This is a genomic window from Streptomyces sp. NPDC037301 (assembly GCF_055602785.1).
In genome coordinates this window covers 17,975-33,573 of record NZ_JBVJWD010000016.1, presented here as the reverse complement: position 1 = coordinate 33,573, position 15,599 = coordinate 17,975, and the positions used below count along the sequence as shown (strand labels likewise).

The following is a 15,599-nucleotide window of genomic DNA, read 5'->3' as shown; positions in this document are numbered from 1 at the left end:
CCGTTGCGCTTGCAGGTGGGGGCTTCGAACCTTCTGGTTCGGGGCCCCCACGCTTTACGCCGGCCTGCGGCCGAGAGCGTGTCCCTCAATCTCCCCCATAGCCTCCAGGGCATGGGAGGGGACCCTCGGCGGGCTTGATTCCGGCCTCGTGCCGTCGGTGTTCGCGGTCGCCGGGCCCGCGCCGGAACCCGTCCAGCACCTCACCCGTCACCCCGCCTCTGTGCCAGCGACAGCGTGCGGCGGGCCGATGCCACTACCGCCGCGTCGACGAACCGGCCGTCGGGGAGAGCCAGCGCGCCCTCGTCCGTCACGGCCGCCGCCACGATCTCCTTCGCCGCCTCGACCTCCTGTGCCGTCGGGCGGAACGCCCGCTCGATGACCGGGAGCTGGCGGGGATGGATCGCTGCCCGGCCCAGGAAACCCAGCGCGCGGCCATGCGCGCAGGACGCCCGGAGGCCGTCCATGTCCCGTACGTCCGGGAACACCGACTGGGTGGGTGGCGCGAGCCCGGCCGCGCGGGCGGCGACCACGACCCGGCTGCGTGACCAGTTGAGCCCGGCGTCCTCCCGTACCCCCAGATCGGCCCGGAGGTCCGCCTCGCCCAGCGCGATGGAGCGGACCTGGGGGTGGGAGGCGGCGACCGTGTACGCGTGCTCGATGCCGAGCGCCGATTCCAGCAGCGGACAGAGCGCGACACCCGGCGCCACAGCCGCGATGTGATGGACGGACGCCGCATGAGTGATCTTCGGCAGCCGGAGTTCGGCGAGGCCCGGCAGCCCGGCCAGGGCGAGGACGTCCGCCTCGGTGTGGACCCGGACATGGATCGGCACTGCCGTCTCCTCGACCGCCTCGGACAGGAGCTCGGCGGTGGCGGACCGTGCGTACTCCTTACGGTCCGGCGCGACCGCGTCCTCCAGATCGACGATCACCACATCCGCTCCCGAGTCGCGCGCCTTGCGCACCACCTCGGGCCGGTCCCCGGGGACGTACAGCAAGGTGAGGGGGACCGTCGCCGTCACAGGACGTGCTCCGCCCGCAGCGCGGCGATCTCCGGGCCCGACAGACCCAGCCCGGTGAGGATCTCGTCGGTGTCCGCACCGTGTGGCCGGCCCGCCCAGCGGATTGCGCCCGGTGTCCGCGAGAGACGGAACAGGACGTTCTGCATCCGCAGCGGCCCCAGCTCCGGGTCGTCTACCTCGGTGATGGAGCCCAGGGCCCGGTACTGCGGATCCTCCATCACGTCCCGGATGTCGTGGATGGGCGCGATCGCCGCCTCCGCCTTCTCGAACGCGGAGACCGCGTCCTCACGGGTGTGCCGGGCGATCCAGTTGCCGACCGCCTCGTCGAGCTCGTCGGAGTGCTCGGCGCGGGTGGTGCCGGAGCCGAACCAGGGTTCGTCGATCAGCTCGGCCCGGCCGACCAGACGCATGACCCGTTCGGCGATCGACTGCGCGGACGTGGAGACGGCCACCCAGTGGCCGTCCGATGTGCGGTACGTATTGCGCGGGGCGTTGTTCCGGGAGCGGTTGCCGGTGCGCGGTTGTACGTAGCCGAGCTGGTCGTACCAGACCGGCTGCGGGCCGAGCACCGTCAGGATCGGCTCGATGATCGCCATGTCGACGATCTGCCCCTCCCCGGTCCTGTCGCGTCCGGCGAGTGCGGCCATCACGGCGTACGCGGTGGCCAGCGCGGCGATCGAGTCGGCGAGCCCGAACGGCGGCAGTGTGGGCGGCCCATCCGGTTCCCCGGTGATCGCGGCGAATCCGCTCATCGCCTCGGCCAGTGTGCCGAAACCGGGGCGGTGCGCGTACGGGCCGAACTGGCCGAAGCCGGTGACCCTGGCCAGCACCAGCCGCGGGTTGACGGCGTGCAGTTCCGCCCAGCCGAGGCCCCAGCGCTCCAGTGTTCCGGGCCGGAAGTTCTCGATGATCACATCGGTGCCGGCGGCCAGCCGGAGCAGGATGTCGCGTCCGCCGGGGCTGGACAGATCGAGGGTCAGATTGCGCTTGTTGCGGCCGAGCAGCTTCCACCACAGGCCGACGCCGTCCTTCGTGGGGCCGTGCCCGCGCGAGGGATCGGGCTTGCGCGGATGCTCGACCTTGATCACCTCGGCGCCGAAGTCGCCGAGCATGGTGGCGGAGAGGGGGCCTGCGAAGAGCGTGGCGAGGTCGATGACCCGCAGTCCGGTCAGAGGTGCCTGCGCAGTCGCGTTCATGCGGCGTCGATCTCGCTGCGGTACGGCATGGAGGTCGAGGCGCCCGGCCTCTGTACGCAGAGTGCGGCGGCGGACGACGCCCAGGCCAGTGACTCCGGTACGGGCCGTCCCTCGCCGAGGGCCACGGCGAGCGCGCCGACGAAGGTGTCCCCGGCCCCGGTGGTGTCGACGGCGGTGACCTCGGGGGCGGGGAAGAGGACGGGTTCGCTGCCCCGGGCCGCGTAGAAGCAGCCCTTCGAGCCGAGTGTGACGACGACCGCCGGGACCTGGCTGAGCAGGATCTGCGCTGCGGCATGGGGATCCGCGGAGCCGGTGAGCTCGGCCGCCTCGTGCTCGTTGGGGATCAGCAGATCGATGCAGTCGAGGAGTTCGGAAGGCAGGGGCTGTACGGGGGAGGGAGTGAGGATGGTCCGTACGCCCTGGGCGTGGGCCACCCGCGCGCCCTCCATCACGGCGGGCAGCGGCAGCTCCAGCTGGAGGAGCACCGGATCGGCTCCGGCGATGGCGGCCATTTCACCGGGGCCGAGAGCGGTGACGGTGCCGTTGGCGCCGGGGATCACCACGATGGAGCTGGGGCCCATGTCGTCGACGACGATGTGCGCGGTGCCGCTGGGGCCATCCGCGGTGTGCAGCAGATCGGTGTCGACGCCGGCGCTCTCCGGATTCGCCCCGAGCAGGGCGCAATGCTCGTCGGCGCCCACCGCACCGCCGGTTGTGGAGCCGCGAAGCGGCGTAGTACGCAGCGCCCCTGCTTCGGCAGCGGTCAGGGCTTGGCCGTCATGAGGGTCTTCGGACGCAAGTGAGAAGCCGCTTCCTTCGGGGAGGGGAGGAGTCACATTGGTGCTGCCGAGCAGCACCGCGATGCCGGTCATGGGCGCAGTACCTCCTGGTAGGTCAGATCGGCGAGGGTGTCGAAGCCGATGGCATCGAAACCCGGGACGGATGTGGCGAGGCGGTTCTTCAGCGGGGCGGTCCAGCGGGCCGGGAGCGCTGTGGGCCGCCCCGCCAGCAGACCGGCGAGCGAACCGGCAGTTGCACCGTTCGAGTCGGTATCCCAACCACCCGACACGGCACGGCAGATGGAGCCGGAGAAGTCGCCGTCGGCGTGCGTGAGGGCGGCGGCGAGCAGTGCGGCATTGGGCAGCACATGGACCCAGTGGTAGCTGCCGTACTCGGTATGCAGCCGGTCGGCCACCGCGTCGAAGCCGCTCTCGCCGCGGGCCGCCCCGACACCGAAACGCACCGCGTGCGCGAACCGTGAACGGGGCGGGACCACACGCAGCCCGGCGGCCAGAGCGCCGTGCACATCACTCTCACCTCCGGCCGCCTCGGCGAGCGCCGCGGCGGTGAACATCGCCCCGTACACCCCGTTGGCGGTGTGGGTGAGGACGGCGTCCCGGTGCGCCTGCTCCGCCGCGGCCGACGGGTCGCCCGGATGCGTCCAGCCGTGCACATCGGCGCGGATCTGGGCGCCGATCCACTCCCGGAACGGGTTGCGGTATCTGGCGGTGTGCGGGGGCTCGATCCCGTCGAGCAGGTTGCGGTACGCGACTCGCTCGGCGGTGAACGTCCGGCCGGCCGGGAGTTCGTCGAGCCAGAGCCGGGCGAGATCGCAGGTGGTGAAGGACGGGCCGTACCGCTGGAGCAACAGCACAGTGAGGAGGGGGTGGTTGAGGTCGTCATCCTCCGGCATGCCGTCGATGTTCTCGGCCAGGGAGGTGTGTGCGGAGCGTCGGTTCCAGGGGTAGGTGGCGGTGAGTTCGGCGGGCAGACCCTTGGCGGTGAACCAGGTGGCCAGCGGCCAGTTGCCGGTGGCGCGCGCCAGTGCGCGGATGCCGGCGAGCGGCAGTTTCTCGACGGGTTTGCCGAGCAGACAGCCGGCGGCCCGGCCCAGCCAGGCGGCGTGCAGACGGTCCTGACTCACCGGCGGCGGGTCCGTGCGGGGGACCGGCCAGTTGGGGCAGGCGGCCCGGATCGCGGTCAGCTCCGTCGGCTCGTCAGCCTCCAATGGTGATTCCAGCAGGGCGAGTTCGTCGAGCAGTCGTTCGGCGAGTGCCCGCAGCTCGGGTGCGGCAGGGGTCGACGCGCCCGCGCGCTCCGGGGCGGGGGCGCCGCCCGCCTCGTGCCACCGGCGCGCGATGGCCCGCGCGTCCCGTCCGTCCTCGGCCGCCTGACGCAGCTCGTGCCCGACCAGGTCCTCGGGCTGCACCCACGTCACCCGTACCTTCATGGCGTACCCACCAGCGCGGCGAACGCCGACTCGTGTGCGCGGCGTCGGGCCGTGTCCCGTACGAACACGTCGCGGGAGACGTCGGCCAGAGTCCGCGCGGGGGCGTGCAGATCGAGCCGACTGGCCTCGGCGACCGTTTTCACCCAGGTGGCGGGGATCGCCCGCTCACCGTGGAGCGCGCCCGCGATCGCGCCGCTCATCGTGGCGATCGAGTCGCAGTCCCGGCCGTAGTTGACCGAGCCGAGGACCGCGTGCCGGTAGTCGCCGTCCGCGACCAGCAGCATGCCGAGCGCGATCGGGAGCTCCTCGATGGAGTGCAGGCGGGACGGCCGGCGGGCGCCGAGGGACGGGGCGCGGTAGTCGGGGCCGACGGTGTCGAAGGGTGCGACGGCGGTACGCAGCGGGGTCAGCGCCGACTCGAAGTCGCGGTGCCGTACGGCCACTTCGCACACCGCCTCGATGGCGGCACGCGTCCCGTCCTTGGCGAGCGACAGACAGGTGTCGACGACGGTGGCCGGCGTCGCGTCCGGGGCGCAGGCGGCGGCGACGGCCGCCGCGAGGACTCCGGCCGCCTCCCTGCCGTACGAGGACTGATGGGCGCCGGCGACATCCAGCGCCTCGGCGTACGCGGCCTGCGGGTGGGCGGCGTTGACCAGCCCGACCGGTGCCATGTACATCGCCGCACCGCAGTTGACGATGTTTCCGGAGCCCGCCTCGCGCGGATCGACATGCCCGTAGTGCAGCCGCGCGACGATCCACTTCTCGGCGAGGAAGATCCGCTGGAGCGGTAGCGCGTCGGCCTCCAGCTCCGGGATCCAGCGGGGGGTGGAGATCAGCTCCGGTACGAGATGATCGGCGACCGCGTACGCGTCGAGATGGTCGCGCACGGCGCCGTACACCCGCACCAGCGCATGGGTCATCAAGGTGTCGTCGGTGACGTGTCCGTCGCCCTTGTGGTACGGGGCGATGGGGCGGGCGGTACGCCAGTCGTCGCCGTCCCACGGGCCGACGAAGCCGCTGATCCGCCCGCCGTGGCGTGCCACGATCTGCTCGGGGGACCGGCCCTCGACCGGACCGCCGAGCGCGTCGCCGACCGCGGCGCCGACGAGCGCTCCCGCGATCCGTTCATCAAGTGTGAGTGCCGTGGTCTTCGCCTCGGACCGCATGGGCGTCGTGGATGTCATGTCCGAATTGTCCACCCGAGGGCTTCGGTTCCGTGTCTGCCAGCAGCCCGGCGAGTTCGATGAGATCGGTCCCCGCGAGTCGGGGCAGCGCGCAGCCCGCCAGGGTGCGGCAGGCCTCGCGCCAGCCGTCCGGGAGGGCGCCGATGCCGCCGAGCGCGCCGGTCAGAGCACCGGCCAGCGCGGGCGCCGAGTCGGCCACCCGTGACAGGCATGCCGCCGCGGGAATGGCCTGGGCGATCTGGCCGCGGGCCGCGGTGGCCAGGGCGAGGGCGACCGGGACGGTCTCGGCGGCGGCGATCCCGTAGCTGTAGACGTGGTCCACGATCTGATGCTCCAGCACCGGTACGAGGGCGAACGCGCCGGCCGCCTCGCCGACGAAGTCGCGGGCGATCCGGACGGCGTGGGCGGCGTTGCGGGCGATCTCCGTGCCGTCGGGGAGCTGGGCGAGCGCGGCGTTCACCGCGGTGTCCACGTCCGCACCGCCCAGGGCTTCGGCGATCGCGGCCGCCATCGCGCGGGCACCGTGCACACCGTCGCCGTCCTGGGTGTAGCGGGCGTCGAACTCGGCGAGGTCGGCGGCTGCGACGGGGTCCGCGGGGTGGACGACGGCGAGCACGGCGGCCCGTACGCAGGCCGCGTCGTCGAAGTAGTGCGGGTTGTCGTGCCCGGTGGCGGGCGGGCGCAACCCGGCGGCGAGATTGCCGAGCCCGGCCCGCACCGAGATCCGGGCGCGCAGGGGGAGCACCGCGGACTCGACCTCGGGGGCACGGGCGGCAGCCGCGGCGACCTCGGCCGCCAGAGCGTTCCAGGCGGCGTCGACGGCGGCCCGCATCCGGCGTTCGGGGGACAGCCCGTGCAGCGGACCGGCCGCCGAGGTGAGCACGGTCCCGGCGGCGAACGCCGCCCATTCGGCGTCGTCGGAGGGCCCGAGGCGCAGGGGTTCGGGCGGCTGGTTGAGCGCGATGGGTACGGGCAGCGTGGTCGTGGCGTTCTGCTCGGCGAAGGTGTCGAGCTCCCGGGTGAGGCGCCGGGTCCACTCGGGCATCCTGGCGGCCCGGTGCCGCGCGGCCGGCCACCCGGCGGCGTCCCCGGAGGCGAGCCCGAGCAACAGCCCCTCGATCCGGGCTCTGTGCCCGGGGGCGGGACGGGTACGGATACGGGAGGCGGCGGTGCGGGGGGCGTCGTGCGGGGCGTCCCGGTGGGGGTCCTCCTGAGTGGCGCGCGCGGTGGTCATCACTCCACCACCGTTCCGCCCGTGGTGGGGGAGGCGGCTGACGAGGTGCCGGGTGGCGCGTACTCGGTGCCGGTGTCGGTGTCCCGCGCCGGGTTGCCCTCCGGTGTACCGGCGTCGTCCCGCGCGTCCTGGTACACCTCGTCCGCGTCGTCCGGGGTGAGCAACTCCGCGATGTCCAGGACGTGGTAGCCCCGCATCGACGGCAGGCAGCTGCCCCGGACCGGGCCGATCGCCTCCCCCCAGTGCCGCGGAATCGCGGATGCCCCGTGCAGGGCGCCGGCCAGTGCCCCCGCCACCGCGGCCGTCGTGTCCGCGTCGCGGCCCATGTTGACCGCGGTCAGCACCGCCGTACGGAAGTCGCCGCGCGCCGCCGCGAACGCGCCGAAGGCCAGGCCGACCGCCTCGGGCGCCAGGTCCGTCCACGGATAGCCGCCGACGACAACCGCGGAGCGCACCGCGCGTTCCCTGGTGAGCCGGTCGGGGTACGTGCGTTGTGCGGCCGCCACCGCGCGCCGCAGCGAACGCGCTGTCCAGGAGTCCATGGGAACGACGGACAGCGCGGCGGCGATCACCGACGCGACCCCGGCACCCACCATCGCAGCGGCCACCCCGGCCGCCACCGCCTGGCCGCCGTAGATGCCCTCCCCGTCATGGCTGACCCGCCCGTCCACCGCGACCAGCCGCGCCGCCTCGTCCGGCCGGCCCGCCGCGAAGACGCCGAACGGCGCCGCCCGCATCGCCAGGCCGTCGCTCCAGGCATGCCGGTGCTGGGCGGAGATCGGGGCGGCGAGGCCCCGGCGCAGATTCTCCAGTGTGCCGCGCTCACTGAACCCGGCGCCGCGGAACGGCCCCTCGTCCAGGTCGGCGATCCACAGATGCCAGGCCCGCTCCACATGGGTGACGGTCAACGCCGAACCGTGCCGGGCGAGCAGCAGCCCGGAGAAGATCGCGTACTCCGTGTCGTCCGTACCCGCGGGGTCGTCGCTCACGAAGCCCTCGATCCGGCCCCAGCGACGACGGATCTCGGACGGCCGCAGATTCTCCGCCGGTGCGCCCAGCGCGTCACCGACCGCGAGACCGAGCAGGGAGCCCCGGGCCCGGTCGCCCAGGTCTCCCCGCGACACCTCGCCCCGGTCCGTGCCGCCCCGTACCGCCGCCTCCGTACCGCCCGTCCGCGGCTCTGCCGGATTTCCTGCAATCAACTCCATCGCGTCGACCCTTCGCTCACACCGAGCCAGTTCTCGTACCTGCTCGATCTGTGCCACGCGGAGCCCCGACAGAGGCCGATAATCGCAACAAAAGGGCCAGTCGGATGACGGCTCAGAGGCAGTAAGTCAGGCCGTACTTACCTGGTCGCAGGGGCAGGTAAGTACGGCCTGCCTTGCTGGCGGGGGGCCTTTTTCGTGCGTACTTTCGATGGTGTTGAGCGGGGGCGGAGCGTGTGAAACCCGCTGCCGGAGAAGGGGAGAGCTGTGTCCATCATCGAGACCGACGCCGTACTGCACGAGGCGCACCGCGACAACCACAGCCACCGCGATGTGAACGGCGGCTGGCTGCGCCCGGCGGTGTTCGGCGCCATGGACGGGCTGGTCTCCAACCTCGCGCTGATGACCGGCGTCGCGGGCGGTGCCGTCTCCCAGCAGACGATTGTGATCACCGGTCTGGCGGGTCTGGCCGCCGGCGCGTTCTCCATGGCGGCGGGCGAATACACCTCCGTCGCCTCGCAGCGCGAGCTCGTCGAGGCCGAACTCGACGTCGAGCGGCGCGAGTTGCGCAAGCATCCCAAGGACGAGGAGCGGGAGCTCGCCCAGCTCTACGAGTCCCGTGGCGTCGAGCCCGAGCTCGCCCGCGAGGTCGCACGGCAGCTGTCGCGCGACCCGGAGCAGGCCCTGGAGATCCACGCCCGCGAGGAGCTCGGCATCGACCCGGGCGATCTGCCCTCGCCGCTCGTCGCCGCCGTTTCGTCGTTCGGCGCGTTCGCGCTGGGGGCCCTGCTGCCCGTACTGCCGTATCTGCTCGGTGCGAGTGCGCTGTGGCCGGCCGTGCTGCTCGCGCTGGTCGGGCTGTTCGCCTGCGGTGCGGTGGTGGCCAGGGTGACGGCGCGCAGCTGGCTGTACAGCGGGCTGCGTCAGCTGGTGCTGGGCGGGGCCGCGGCAGCGATCACCTACGGTCTGGGCACGCTGTTCGGTGTGGCCGCCGGAAGCTAGCTCCCGAGGCAAGAGCGTGACATAGCCCGTCCGGCTGAAAGCTTTGTCCTCCAGATGCCGGTCGGTCTTATTTCCGTAACGTGTCCGCCATCCGTGTGACGTACGTCTTGGCGTCCGCCTCTGGGCGGACGGCTTCACCCGGCGTAAAATGAGTCCCTATACAAGGCTGCGCATAGTTAGCCGTTACCTGGCGGTTTCGTTTCCTTTGCCGCTGGGCATGAGCCGTAGACACCGCAGGCAACGACGCCTGCTCTCTGCGGTCCCCCTCGGGCGCCGATTCTCCGACTGCGACCCACCCTCACCGCCTCACACGGTGTCCGCATGTTGGAACGAGCTATCCGCTTCTTGAGAAGCGCCCCATCATGTAACCAGCACGAAATTTCGCAGAGGGCCAACGTCGTCCCTCGGCACTGCATATGCCACGACGACGACGGGAGAGCCGATGCGTACCGACGCCTGGTCGCCCATGGACGGTCGCCCCGCCCAGCAGGGGATGTACGACCCCCGTAACGAGCACGACGCCTGTGGTGTCGGGTTCGTGGCCACTCTGACCGGTGTGGCCAGCCATGAGCTGGTCGAGCAGGCGCTGACCGTACTGCGCAACCTCGAACACCGCGGTGCCACCGGATCCGAGCCCGACTCCGGCGACGGCGCCGGAATCCTCCTCCAGGTCCCGGACGCCTTCCTCCGCGACGAGGTCGCCTTCGACCTCCCCGAGGCCGGTGCCTACGCCGTCGGAATCGCCTTCCTGCCCGCGGACGACTCCACCGAGGCCGTGCGGAAGCTGGAGAAGATCTCCGTCGAGGAGGGCCTCAAGGTTCTCGGCTGGCGCGAGGTCCCGGTCACCCCGGACATCCTCGGCAACGGCGCCCGCGCCACCATGCCCGAATTCCGCCAGATCTTCGTCGCGGACGGCGAGAGCACCGGCATCGCGCTCGACCGCAAGGCCTTCGTGCTGCGCAAGCGCGCCGAGCGGGAGGCCGGGGTGTACTTCCCCTCGCTGTCCGCCCGCACGATCGTCTACAAGGGCATGCTCACCACGGGGCAGCTGGAGCCGTTCTTCCCGGACCTCTCAGACCGCCGTTTCGCCACCGCCGTCGCACTGGTCCACTCGCGCTTCTCCACGAACACCTTCCCGAGCTGGCCGCTCGCCCACCCGTACCGCTTCGTCGCGCACAACGGCGAGATCAACACGGTCAAGGGCAACCGCAACTGGATGAAGGCCCGTGAGTCCCAGCTCGCCTCCAGCCTCTTCGGGGCTGCGCAGCTGGACCGGATCTTCCCCGTCTGCACCCCGGACGCCTCCGACTCCGCCTCCTTCGACGAGGTCCTGGAGCTGCTCCACCTCGGTGGCCGCTCGCTGCCGCACTCGGTGCTGATGATGGTCCCCGAGGCGTGGGAGAGCCCCGAATCCATGAACGCCATGGACACGGCCCGGCGCGCCTTCTACCAGTACCACTCCACGATGATGGAGCCCTGGGACGGCCCGGCCTGCGTCACCTTCACCGACGGCACCCAGGTCGGCGCGGTCCTGGACCGCAACGGTCTGCGCCCCGGCCGCTACTGGGTCACCGACGACGGCCTCGTTGTGCTTTCCTCCGAGGTCGGTGTCCTGGACATCGACCCCGCGAAGGTCGTCCGCAAGGGCCGCCTCCAGCCCGGCAGGATGTTCCTCGTCGACACGGCCGAGGGCCGCATCATCGAGGACGACGAGATCAAGGCCGGCCTCGCCGCCGAGCAGCCGTACCAGGAGTGGCTGGAGGCCGGCGAGATCGAGCTGGAGGACCTCCCCGAGCGGGAGCACATCGTGCACACGCACGCCTCCGTCACCCGCCGCCAGCAGACCTTCGGCTACACCGAGGAAGAGCTCCGCGTCATCCTCGCGCCGATGGCCCGCACCGCCGGCGAGCCGCTCGGCTCCATGGGCACGGACTCGCCGATCGCCGCCCTCTCCGAGCGTCCGCGACTGCTCTTCGACTACTTCACCCAGCTGTTCGCGCAGGTCACCAACCCGCCGCTGGACGCCATCCGCGAGGAGCTCGTCACCTCGCTGCGCTCCTCGCTCGGCCCGCAGGGCAACCTGCTGGAGCCGACCGCCGCGTCGTGCCGCAGCGTCACGCTGCCGTTCCCGGTGATCGACAACGACGAGCTGGCCAAGCTGATACACATCAATGCCGACGGCGACATGCCGGGCATGAAGGCCGCCACGCTCTCCGGTCTCTACCGGGTCGGCGGCAGCGGTGAGGCGCTCGCCGCCCGGATCGAGCAGATCTGTACCGAGGTCGACGCAGCCATAGAGGACGGCGCCCGTCTGGTCGTCCTGTCCGACCGGCATTCCGACGCCGAGCACGCACCGATCCCGTCGCTGCTGCTCACCTCGGCCGTCCACCACCACCTCATCCGCACCAAGCAGCGCACCCAGGTGGGTCTGCTGGTCGAGGCCGGAGACGTCCGCGAGGTCCACCACGTCGCGCTGCTGATCGGTTACGGCGCCGCCGCGGTCAACCCGTACCTGGCGATGGAGTCCGTCGAGGACCTGGTCCGCGCCGGTACGTTCATCGAGGGCATCGAGCCCGAGAAGGCCATCCGGAACCTGATCTACGCGCTCGGCAAGGGCGTCCTGAAGGTCATGTCCAAGATGGGCATCTCGACCGTCGCCTCCTACCGCGGTGCCCAGGTCTTCGAGGCCGTCGGCCTGGACGAGGACTTCGTCGCGAAGTACTTCAACGGCACCGCGACCAAGATCGGCGGCGCCGGACTCGACGTCGTCGCCAAGGAGGTCGCCGCCCGGCACGCCAAGGGCTACCCCGCCTCCGGCATCTCTGCCTCGCACCGCGCGCTGGAGATCGGCGGCGAGTACCAGTGGCGCCGCGAGGGCGAGCCGCACCTGTTCGACCCGGAGACGGTCTTCCGCCTCCAGCACGCCACGCGCAACAAGCGGTACGACATCTTCAAGAAGTACACGGACCGGGTGAACGAGCAGTCCGAGCGCCTGATGACGCTGCGTGGTCTGTTCGCCCTAAAAACAAACGAGAACGGCAAGAGCGACCGCGAGGCGATCTCGATCGACGAGGTCGAGTCCGTCTCCGACATCGTCAAGCGCTTCTCCACCGGCGCCATGTCGTACGGCTCGATCTCCCGCGAGGCGCACGAGACCCTCGCCATCGCCATGAACCAGCTGGGCGGCAAGTCCAACACCGGTGAGGGCGGCGAGGACGCGGACCGGCTCTACGACCCGGCACGCCGCTCGTCCATCAAGCAGGTCGCCTCCGGCCGCTTCGGTGTGACCAGCGAGTACCTGGTCAACGCGGACGACATCCAGATCAAGATGGCGCAGGGTGCCAAGCCCGGAGAGGGCGGCCAGCTGCCCGGCCACAAGGTCTACCCGTGGGTCGCCAAGACCCGGCACTCCACCCCGGGCGTCGGTCTGATCTCGCCGCCGCCGCACCACGACATCTACTCCATCGAGGACCTGGCTCAGCTGATCCACGACCTCAAGAACGCCAACCCGGCGGCCCGCATCCACGTGAAGCTGGTCTCCGAGGTCGGTGTCGGCACGGTCGCCGCGGGTGTCTCCAAGGCACATGCGGACGTCGTCCTGATCTCCGGCCACGACGGCGGAACCGGCGCCTCCCCGCTCACCTCGCTGAAGCACGCGGGCGGCCCCTGGGAGCTCGGCCTCGCCGAGACCCAGCAGACCCTGCTGCTCAACGGCCTGCGCGACCGCATCGTCGTGCAGACCGACGGCCAGCTGAAGACCGGCCGCGACGTCGTCATCGCCGCGCTGCTGGGCGCCGAGGAGTTCGGTTTCGCGACCGCGCCGCTCGTCGTCTCCGGCTGCGTCATGATGCGTGTCTGCCACCTCGATACCTGCCCGGTCGGGATTGCCACCCAGAACCCGGTCCTGCGGAGTCGTTTCTCCGGCAAGGCCGAGTACGTCGTCAACTTCTTCGAGTTCATCGCCCAGGAAGTCCGCGAGCTCCTCGCCGAGCTCGGCTTCCGTACGATCGAAGAGGCCGTCGGCCACGCCGAACTGCTGGACACCGACCGTGCGATCACGCACTGGAAGGCGCAGGGCCTCGACCTGGAGCCCCTGTTCTACGTCCCGGAGCTGCCCGAGGGCGCGGTCCGCCACCAGCAGATCGAGCAGGACCACGGTCTCGCCAAGGCACTCGACAACGAGCTGATCAAGCTCGCCGCCGACGCCCTGAACGCGGAGAGTGCCGAGGACGCCCAGCCGGTCCGGGCCCAGATCGCGATCCGGAACATCAACCGGACCGTCGGCACCATGCTCGGCCACGAGGTGACGAAGAAGTTCGGCGGTGCGGGCCTGCCCGAGGACACCATCGACGTCACCTTCACCGGCTCCGCCGGCCAGTCGTTCGGCGCGTTCCTGCCGAGCGGTGTGACGCTGCGCCTGGAAGGCGACGCCAACGACTACGTCGGCAAGGGCCTCTCCGGCGGCCGCGTCATCGTCCGCCCGGACCGTGGCGCAGACCACCTCGCCGAGTACTCCACCATCGCGGGCAACACCATCGCCTACGGCGCCACCGGCGGCGAACTGTTCCTCCGCGGCCGGACCGGCGAGCGGTTCTGCGTCCGCAACTCCGGCGCGACGGTCGTCTCGGAAGGCGTGGGCGACCACGGCTGCGAGTACATGACCGGCGGTCACGCCGTCGTACTCGGCGAGACCGGGCGCAACTTCGCCGCGGGTATGTCGGGCGGTGTCGCGTACGTCATCGACCTGGACCGCGACAGCGTCAACGTCGGCAACCTCGACGCGATCGAGGCACTCTCCGACACCGACAAGCAGTGGCTGCACGATGTGGTGCGCCGCCACCAGGAGGAGACCGGTTCCACGGTCGCCGAGAAGCTGCTTGCCGAGTGGGACACCGCGGTGGCCCGCTTCAGCAAGATCATCCCGTCCACCTACAAGGCAGTGCTCGCCGCCAAGGACGCCGCTGAGCTCGCCGGTCTCTCCGAACAGGAGACCACCGAGAAGATGATGGAGGCGGCGACCAATGGCTGACCCCAAGGGCTTCCTGACCACCGGGCGCGAGGTCGCCAAGACCCGCCCCGTGGGAGAGCGCGTCAAGGACTGGAACGAGGTCTACGTTCCGGGCTCGCTGCTCCCGGTCATCAGCAAGCAGGCCGGCCGCTGCATGGACTGCGGCATCCCGTTCTGCCACAACGGCTGCCCGCTCGGAAACCTCATCCCCGAGTGGAACGACTACGCCTACCGCGAGGACTGGACCGCGGCGTCCGAGCGCCTGCACGCCACGAACAACTTCCCGGAGTTCACCGGGCGGCTCTGCCCGGCCCCGTGCGAGTCGGCGTGTGTGCTCGGCATCAACCAGCCGGCCGTCACCATCAAGAACGTCGAAGTCTCCATCATCGACAAGGCGTGGGACAGCGGAGACGTGACCCCGCAGCCGCCCGAGCGGCTCTCCGGCAAGACCGTCGCCGTCATCGGCTCGGGCCCGGCGGGTCTCGCCGCGGCCCAGCAGCTGACCCGGGCCGGCCACACGGTCGCCGTCTTCGAGCGCGCGGACCGCATCGGAGGTCTTCTCCGGTACGGCATCCCCGAGTTCAAGATGGAGAAGTCGCACATCAACCGCCGCATCGAGCAGATGCGTGCGGAAGGCACCAAGTTCCGTACGGAGGTGGAGATCGGCAAGGACGTCGACGCCGCCAAGCTCCGCCGCCGCTACGACGCGGTCGTCATCGCCGCCGGTGCCACCGTCTCCCGCGATCTGCCCGTTCCGGGCCGTGAGCTGAACGGCGTGCACTTCGCCATGGAGTACCTGCCGCTCGCCAACAAGGTGCAGGAGGGCGACCTGACGGTCTCCCCGATCACCGCCGAGGGCAAGCACGTCGTCGTCATCGGCGGCGGCGACACCGGAGCCGACTGTGTCGGCACCGCCCACCGCCAGGGCGCGCTCTCCGTCACCCAGCTGGAGATCATGCCGCGGCCGGGTGAGGACCGGAACGCCAACCAGCCCTGGCCGACCTTCCCGATGCTCTACAAGGTCACCTCCGCGCACGAGGAGGGCGGCGAGAGGGTCTACTCCGTCTCCACCACCCACTTCGAGGGCGACGAGCACGGCAACGTCCAGGCCCTGCACCTGGTCGAGGTGGAGTTCAAGGACGGCAAGCTGGAACAGAAGCCCGGCACCGAGCGGAATATCCCCGCGCAGCTGGTCACCCTCGCGATGGGCTTCACGGGCACCGACCAGTCCAACGGCCTGGTCCAGCAGTTCGGCCTGGAGCTCGACGAGCGCGGCAATGTCGCGCGCGACGAGGACTACGCCACCAACGTCGACGGAGTCTTCGTCGCCGGTGACGCGGGCCGTGGCCAGTCCCTCATCGTGTGGGCCATCGCCGAGGGCCGCTCCGCGGCACGCGGTGTGGACCGCTTCCTGACCGGAGCCAGCGCACTGCCGGCCCCGATCCGCCCGACGGACCGTGCTCTGATGGTCTGATCACGGCACACATAGACGTCCCGTACAAAGGCGTACGGAACTGAACG

At 71.0% G+C, this 15,599-nt stretch carries 10 protein-coding genes; 3 read left to right on the top strand and 7 right to left on the bottom strand.

The window, feature by feature from the left end; translation table 11 throughout:
• Positions 1 to 200: 200 nt before the first annotated feature.
• Genes ACZ7IB_RS24710 through ACZ7IB_RS24680 form a run of 7 tightly spaced genes read right to left on the bottom strand, consistent with a single transcriptional unit; the run spans position 201 to position 8,071 of the window.
• Positions 201 to 1,019, bottom strand: a complete 819-nt coding sequence (locus tag ACZ7IB_RS24710) for an HpcH/HpaI aldolase/citrate lyase family protein (RefSeq protein WP_470915732.1) — start codon at positions 1,017 to 1,019, stop codon at positions 201 to 203.
• Positions 1,016 to 2,215, bottom strand: a complete 1,200-nt coding sequence (locus tag ACZ7IB_RS24705) for a CaiB/BaiF CoA transferase family protein (RefSeq protein ID WP_470915730.1) — start codon at positions 2,213 to 2,215, stop codon at positions 1,016 to 1,018. Before ACZ7IB_RS24705 ends, ACZ7IB_RS24710 begins: the two co-directional genes overlap by 4 nt.
• Positions 2,212 to 3,087: a ribokinase gene (locus tag ACZ7IB_RS24700; protein ID WP_470915728.1), complete on the bottom strand. Its 876-nt coding sequence runs from the start codon at positions 3,085 to 3,087 to the stop codon at positions 2,212 to 2,214. Before ACZ7IB_RS24700 ends, ACZ7IB_RS24705 begins: the two co-directional genes overlap by 4 nt.
• Positions 3,084 to 4,445, bottom strand: coding sequence for an ADP-ribosylglycohydrolase family protein (locus ACZ7IB_RS24695; RefSeq protein WP_470915726.1), 1,362 nt, complete (start codon positions 4,443 to 4,445; stop codon positions 3,084 to 3,086). The genes ACZ7IB_RS24700 and ACZ7IB_RS24695 overlap by 4 nt, the downstream gene beginning before the upstream one ends.
• Positions 4,442 to 5,629 carry an ADP-ribosylglycohydrolase family protein gene (locus ACZ7IB_RS24690; protein ID WP_470915724.1) on the bottom strand — a complete coding sequence of 396 codons (1,188 nt, stop codon included), beginning with the start codon at positions 5,627 to 5,629 and terminating at the stop codon, positions 4,442 to 4,444. Before ACZ7IB_RS24690 ends, ACZ7IB_RS24695 begins: the two co-directional genes overlap by 4 nt.
• Positions 5,574 to 6,863: an ADP-ribosylglycohydrolase family protein gene (locus tag ACZ7IB_RS24685; RefSeq protein ID WP_470915722.1), complete on the bottom strand. Its 1,290-nt coding sequence runs from the start codon at positions 6,861 to 6,863 to the stop codon at positions 5,574 to 5,576. The genes ACZ7IB_RS24690 and ACZ7IB_RS24685 overlap by 56 nt, the downstream gene beginning before the upstream one ends.
• Positions 6,863 to 8,071 (bottom strand): ADP-ribosylglycohydrolase family protein, encoded by a 1,209-nt coding sequence (locus tag ACZ7IB_RS24680; RefSeq protein ID WP_470915720.1) that lies wholly within the window; start codon positions 8,069 to 8,071, stop codon positions 6,863 to 6,865. Before ACZ7IB_RS24680 ends, ACZ7IB_RS24685 begins: the two co-directional genes overlap by 1 nt.
• Positions 8,072 to 8,335: 264 nt before the next feature.
• On the opposite strand from ACZ7IB_RS24680, the gene ACZ7IB_RS24675 reads away from it, so the two are divergent.
• The 3 genes from ACZ7IB_RS24675 to ACZ7IB_RS24665 all read left to right on the top strand — a co-directional run bounded on the left by ACZ7IB_RS24675 (position 8,336) and on the right by ACZ7IB_RS24665 (position 15,552).
• Complete coding sequence (locus ACZ7IB_RS24675) at positions 8,336 to 9,070, top strand: VIT1/CCC1 transporter family protein (RefSeq protein WP_470915716.1); 735 nt, start codon at positions 8,336 to 8,338, stop codon at positions 9,068 to 9,070.
• A gap of 442 nt (positions 9,071 to 9,512) precedes the next feature.
• The gene (gene gltB / locus ACZ7IB_RS24670) at positions 9,513 to 14,099 is read left to right on the top strand and encodes a glutamate synthase large subunit (RefSeq protein WP_470915712.1); all 4,587 of its coding nucleotides are present in this window, start codon (positions 9,513 to 9,515) and stop codon (positions 14,097 to 14,099) included.
• On the top strand, positions 14,092 to 15,552 hold the full coding sequence (locus ACZ7IB_RS24665) for a glutamate synthase subunit beta (RefSeq protein ID WP_470915710.1): 1,461 nt from the start codon (positions 14,092 to 14,094) through the stop codon (positions 15,550 to 15,552). Before gltB ends, ACZ7IB_RS24665 begins: the two co-directional genes overlap by 8 nt.
• Positions 15,553 to 15,599: the final 47 nt, after the last annotated feature.

Excerpts from the sequence above, each read along its gene's own strand:
- ACZ7IB_RS24705 (WP_470915730.1), bottom strand. The coding sequence starts at position 2,215 with ATGAACGCGACTGCGCAGGCACCTCTGACCGGACTGCGGGTCATCGAC.
- ACZ7IB_RS24700 (WP_470915728.1), bottom strand. The coding sequence starts at position 3,087 with ATGACCGGCATCGCGGTGCTGCTCGGCAGCACCAATGTGACTCCTCCC.
- ACZ7IB_RS24695 (WP_470915726.1), bottom strand. The coding sequence starts at position 4,445 with ATGAAGGTACGGGTGACGTGGGTGCAGCCCGAGGACCTGGTCGGGCAC.
- ACZ7IB_RS24690 (WP_470915724.1), bottom strand. The coding sequence starts at position 5,629 with ATGACATCCACGACGCCCATGCGGTCCGAGGCGAAGACCACGGCACTC.
- ACZ7IB_RS24685 (WP_470915722.1), bottom strand. The coding sequence starts at position 6,863 with ATGACCACCGCGCGCGCCACTCAGGAGGACCCCCACCGGGACGCCCCG.
- ACZ7IB_RS24680 (WP_470915720.1), bottom strand. The coding sequence starts at position 8,071 with ATGGAGTTGATTGCAGGAAATCCGGCAGAGCCGCGGACGGGCGGTACG.
- gltB (WP_470915712.1), top strand. The coding sequence starts at position 9,513 with ATGCGTACCGACGCCTGGTCGCCCATGGACGGTCGCCCCGCCCAGCAG.
- ACZ7IB_RS24665 (WP_470915710.1), top strand. The coding sequence starts at position 14,092 with ATGGCTGACCCCAAGGGCTTCCTGACCACCGGGCGCGAGGTCGCCAAG.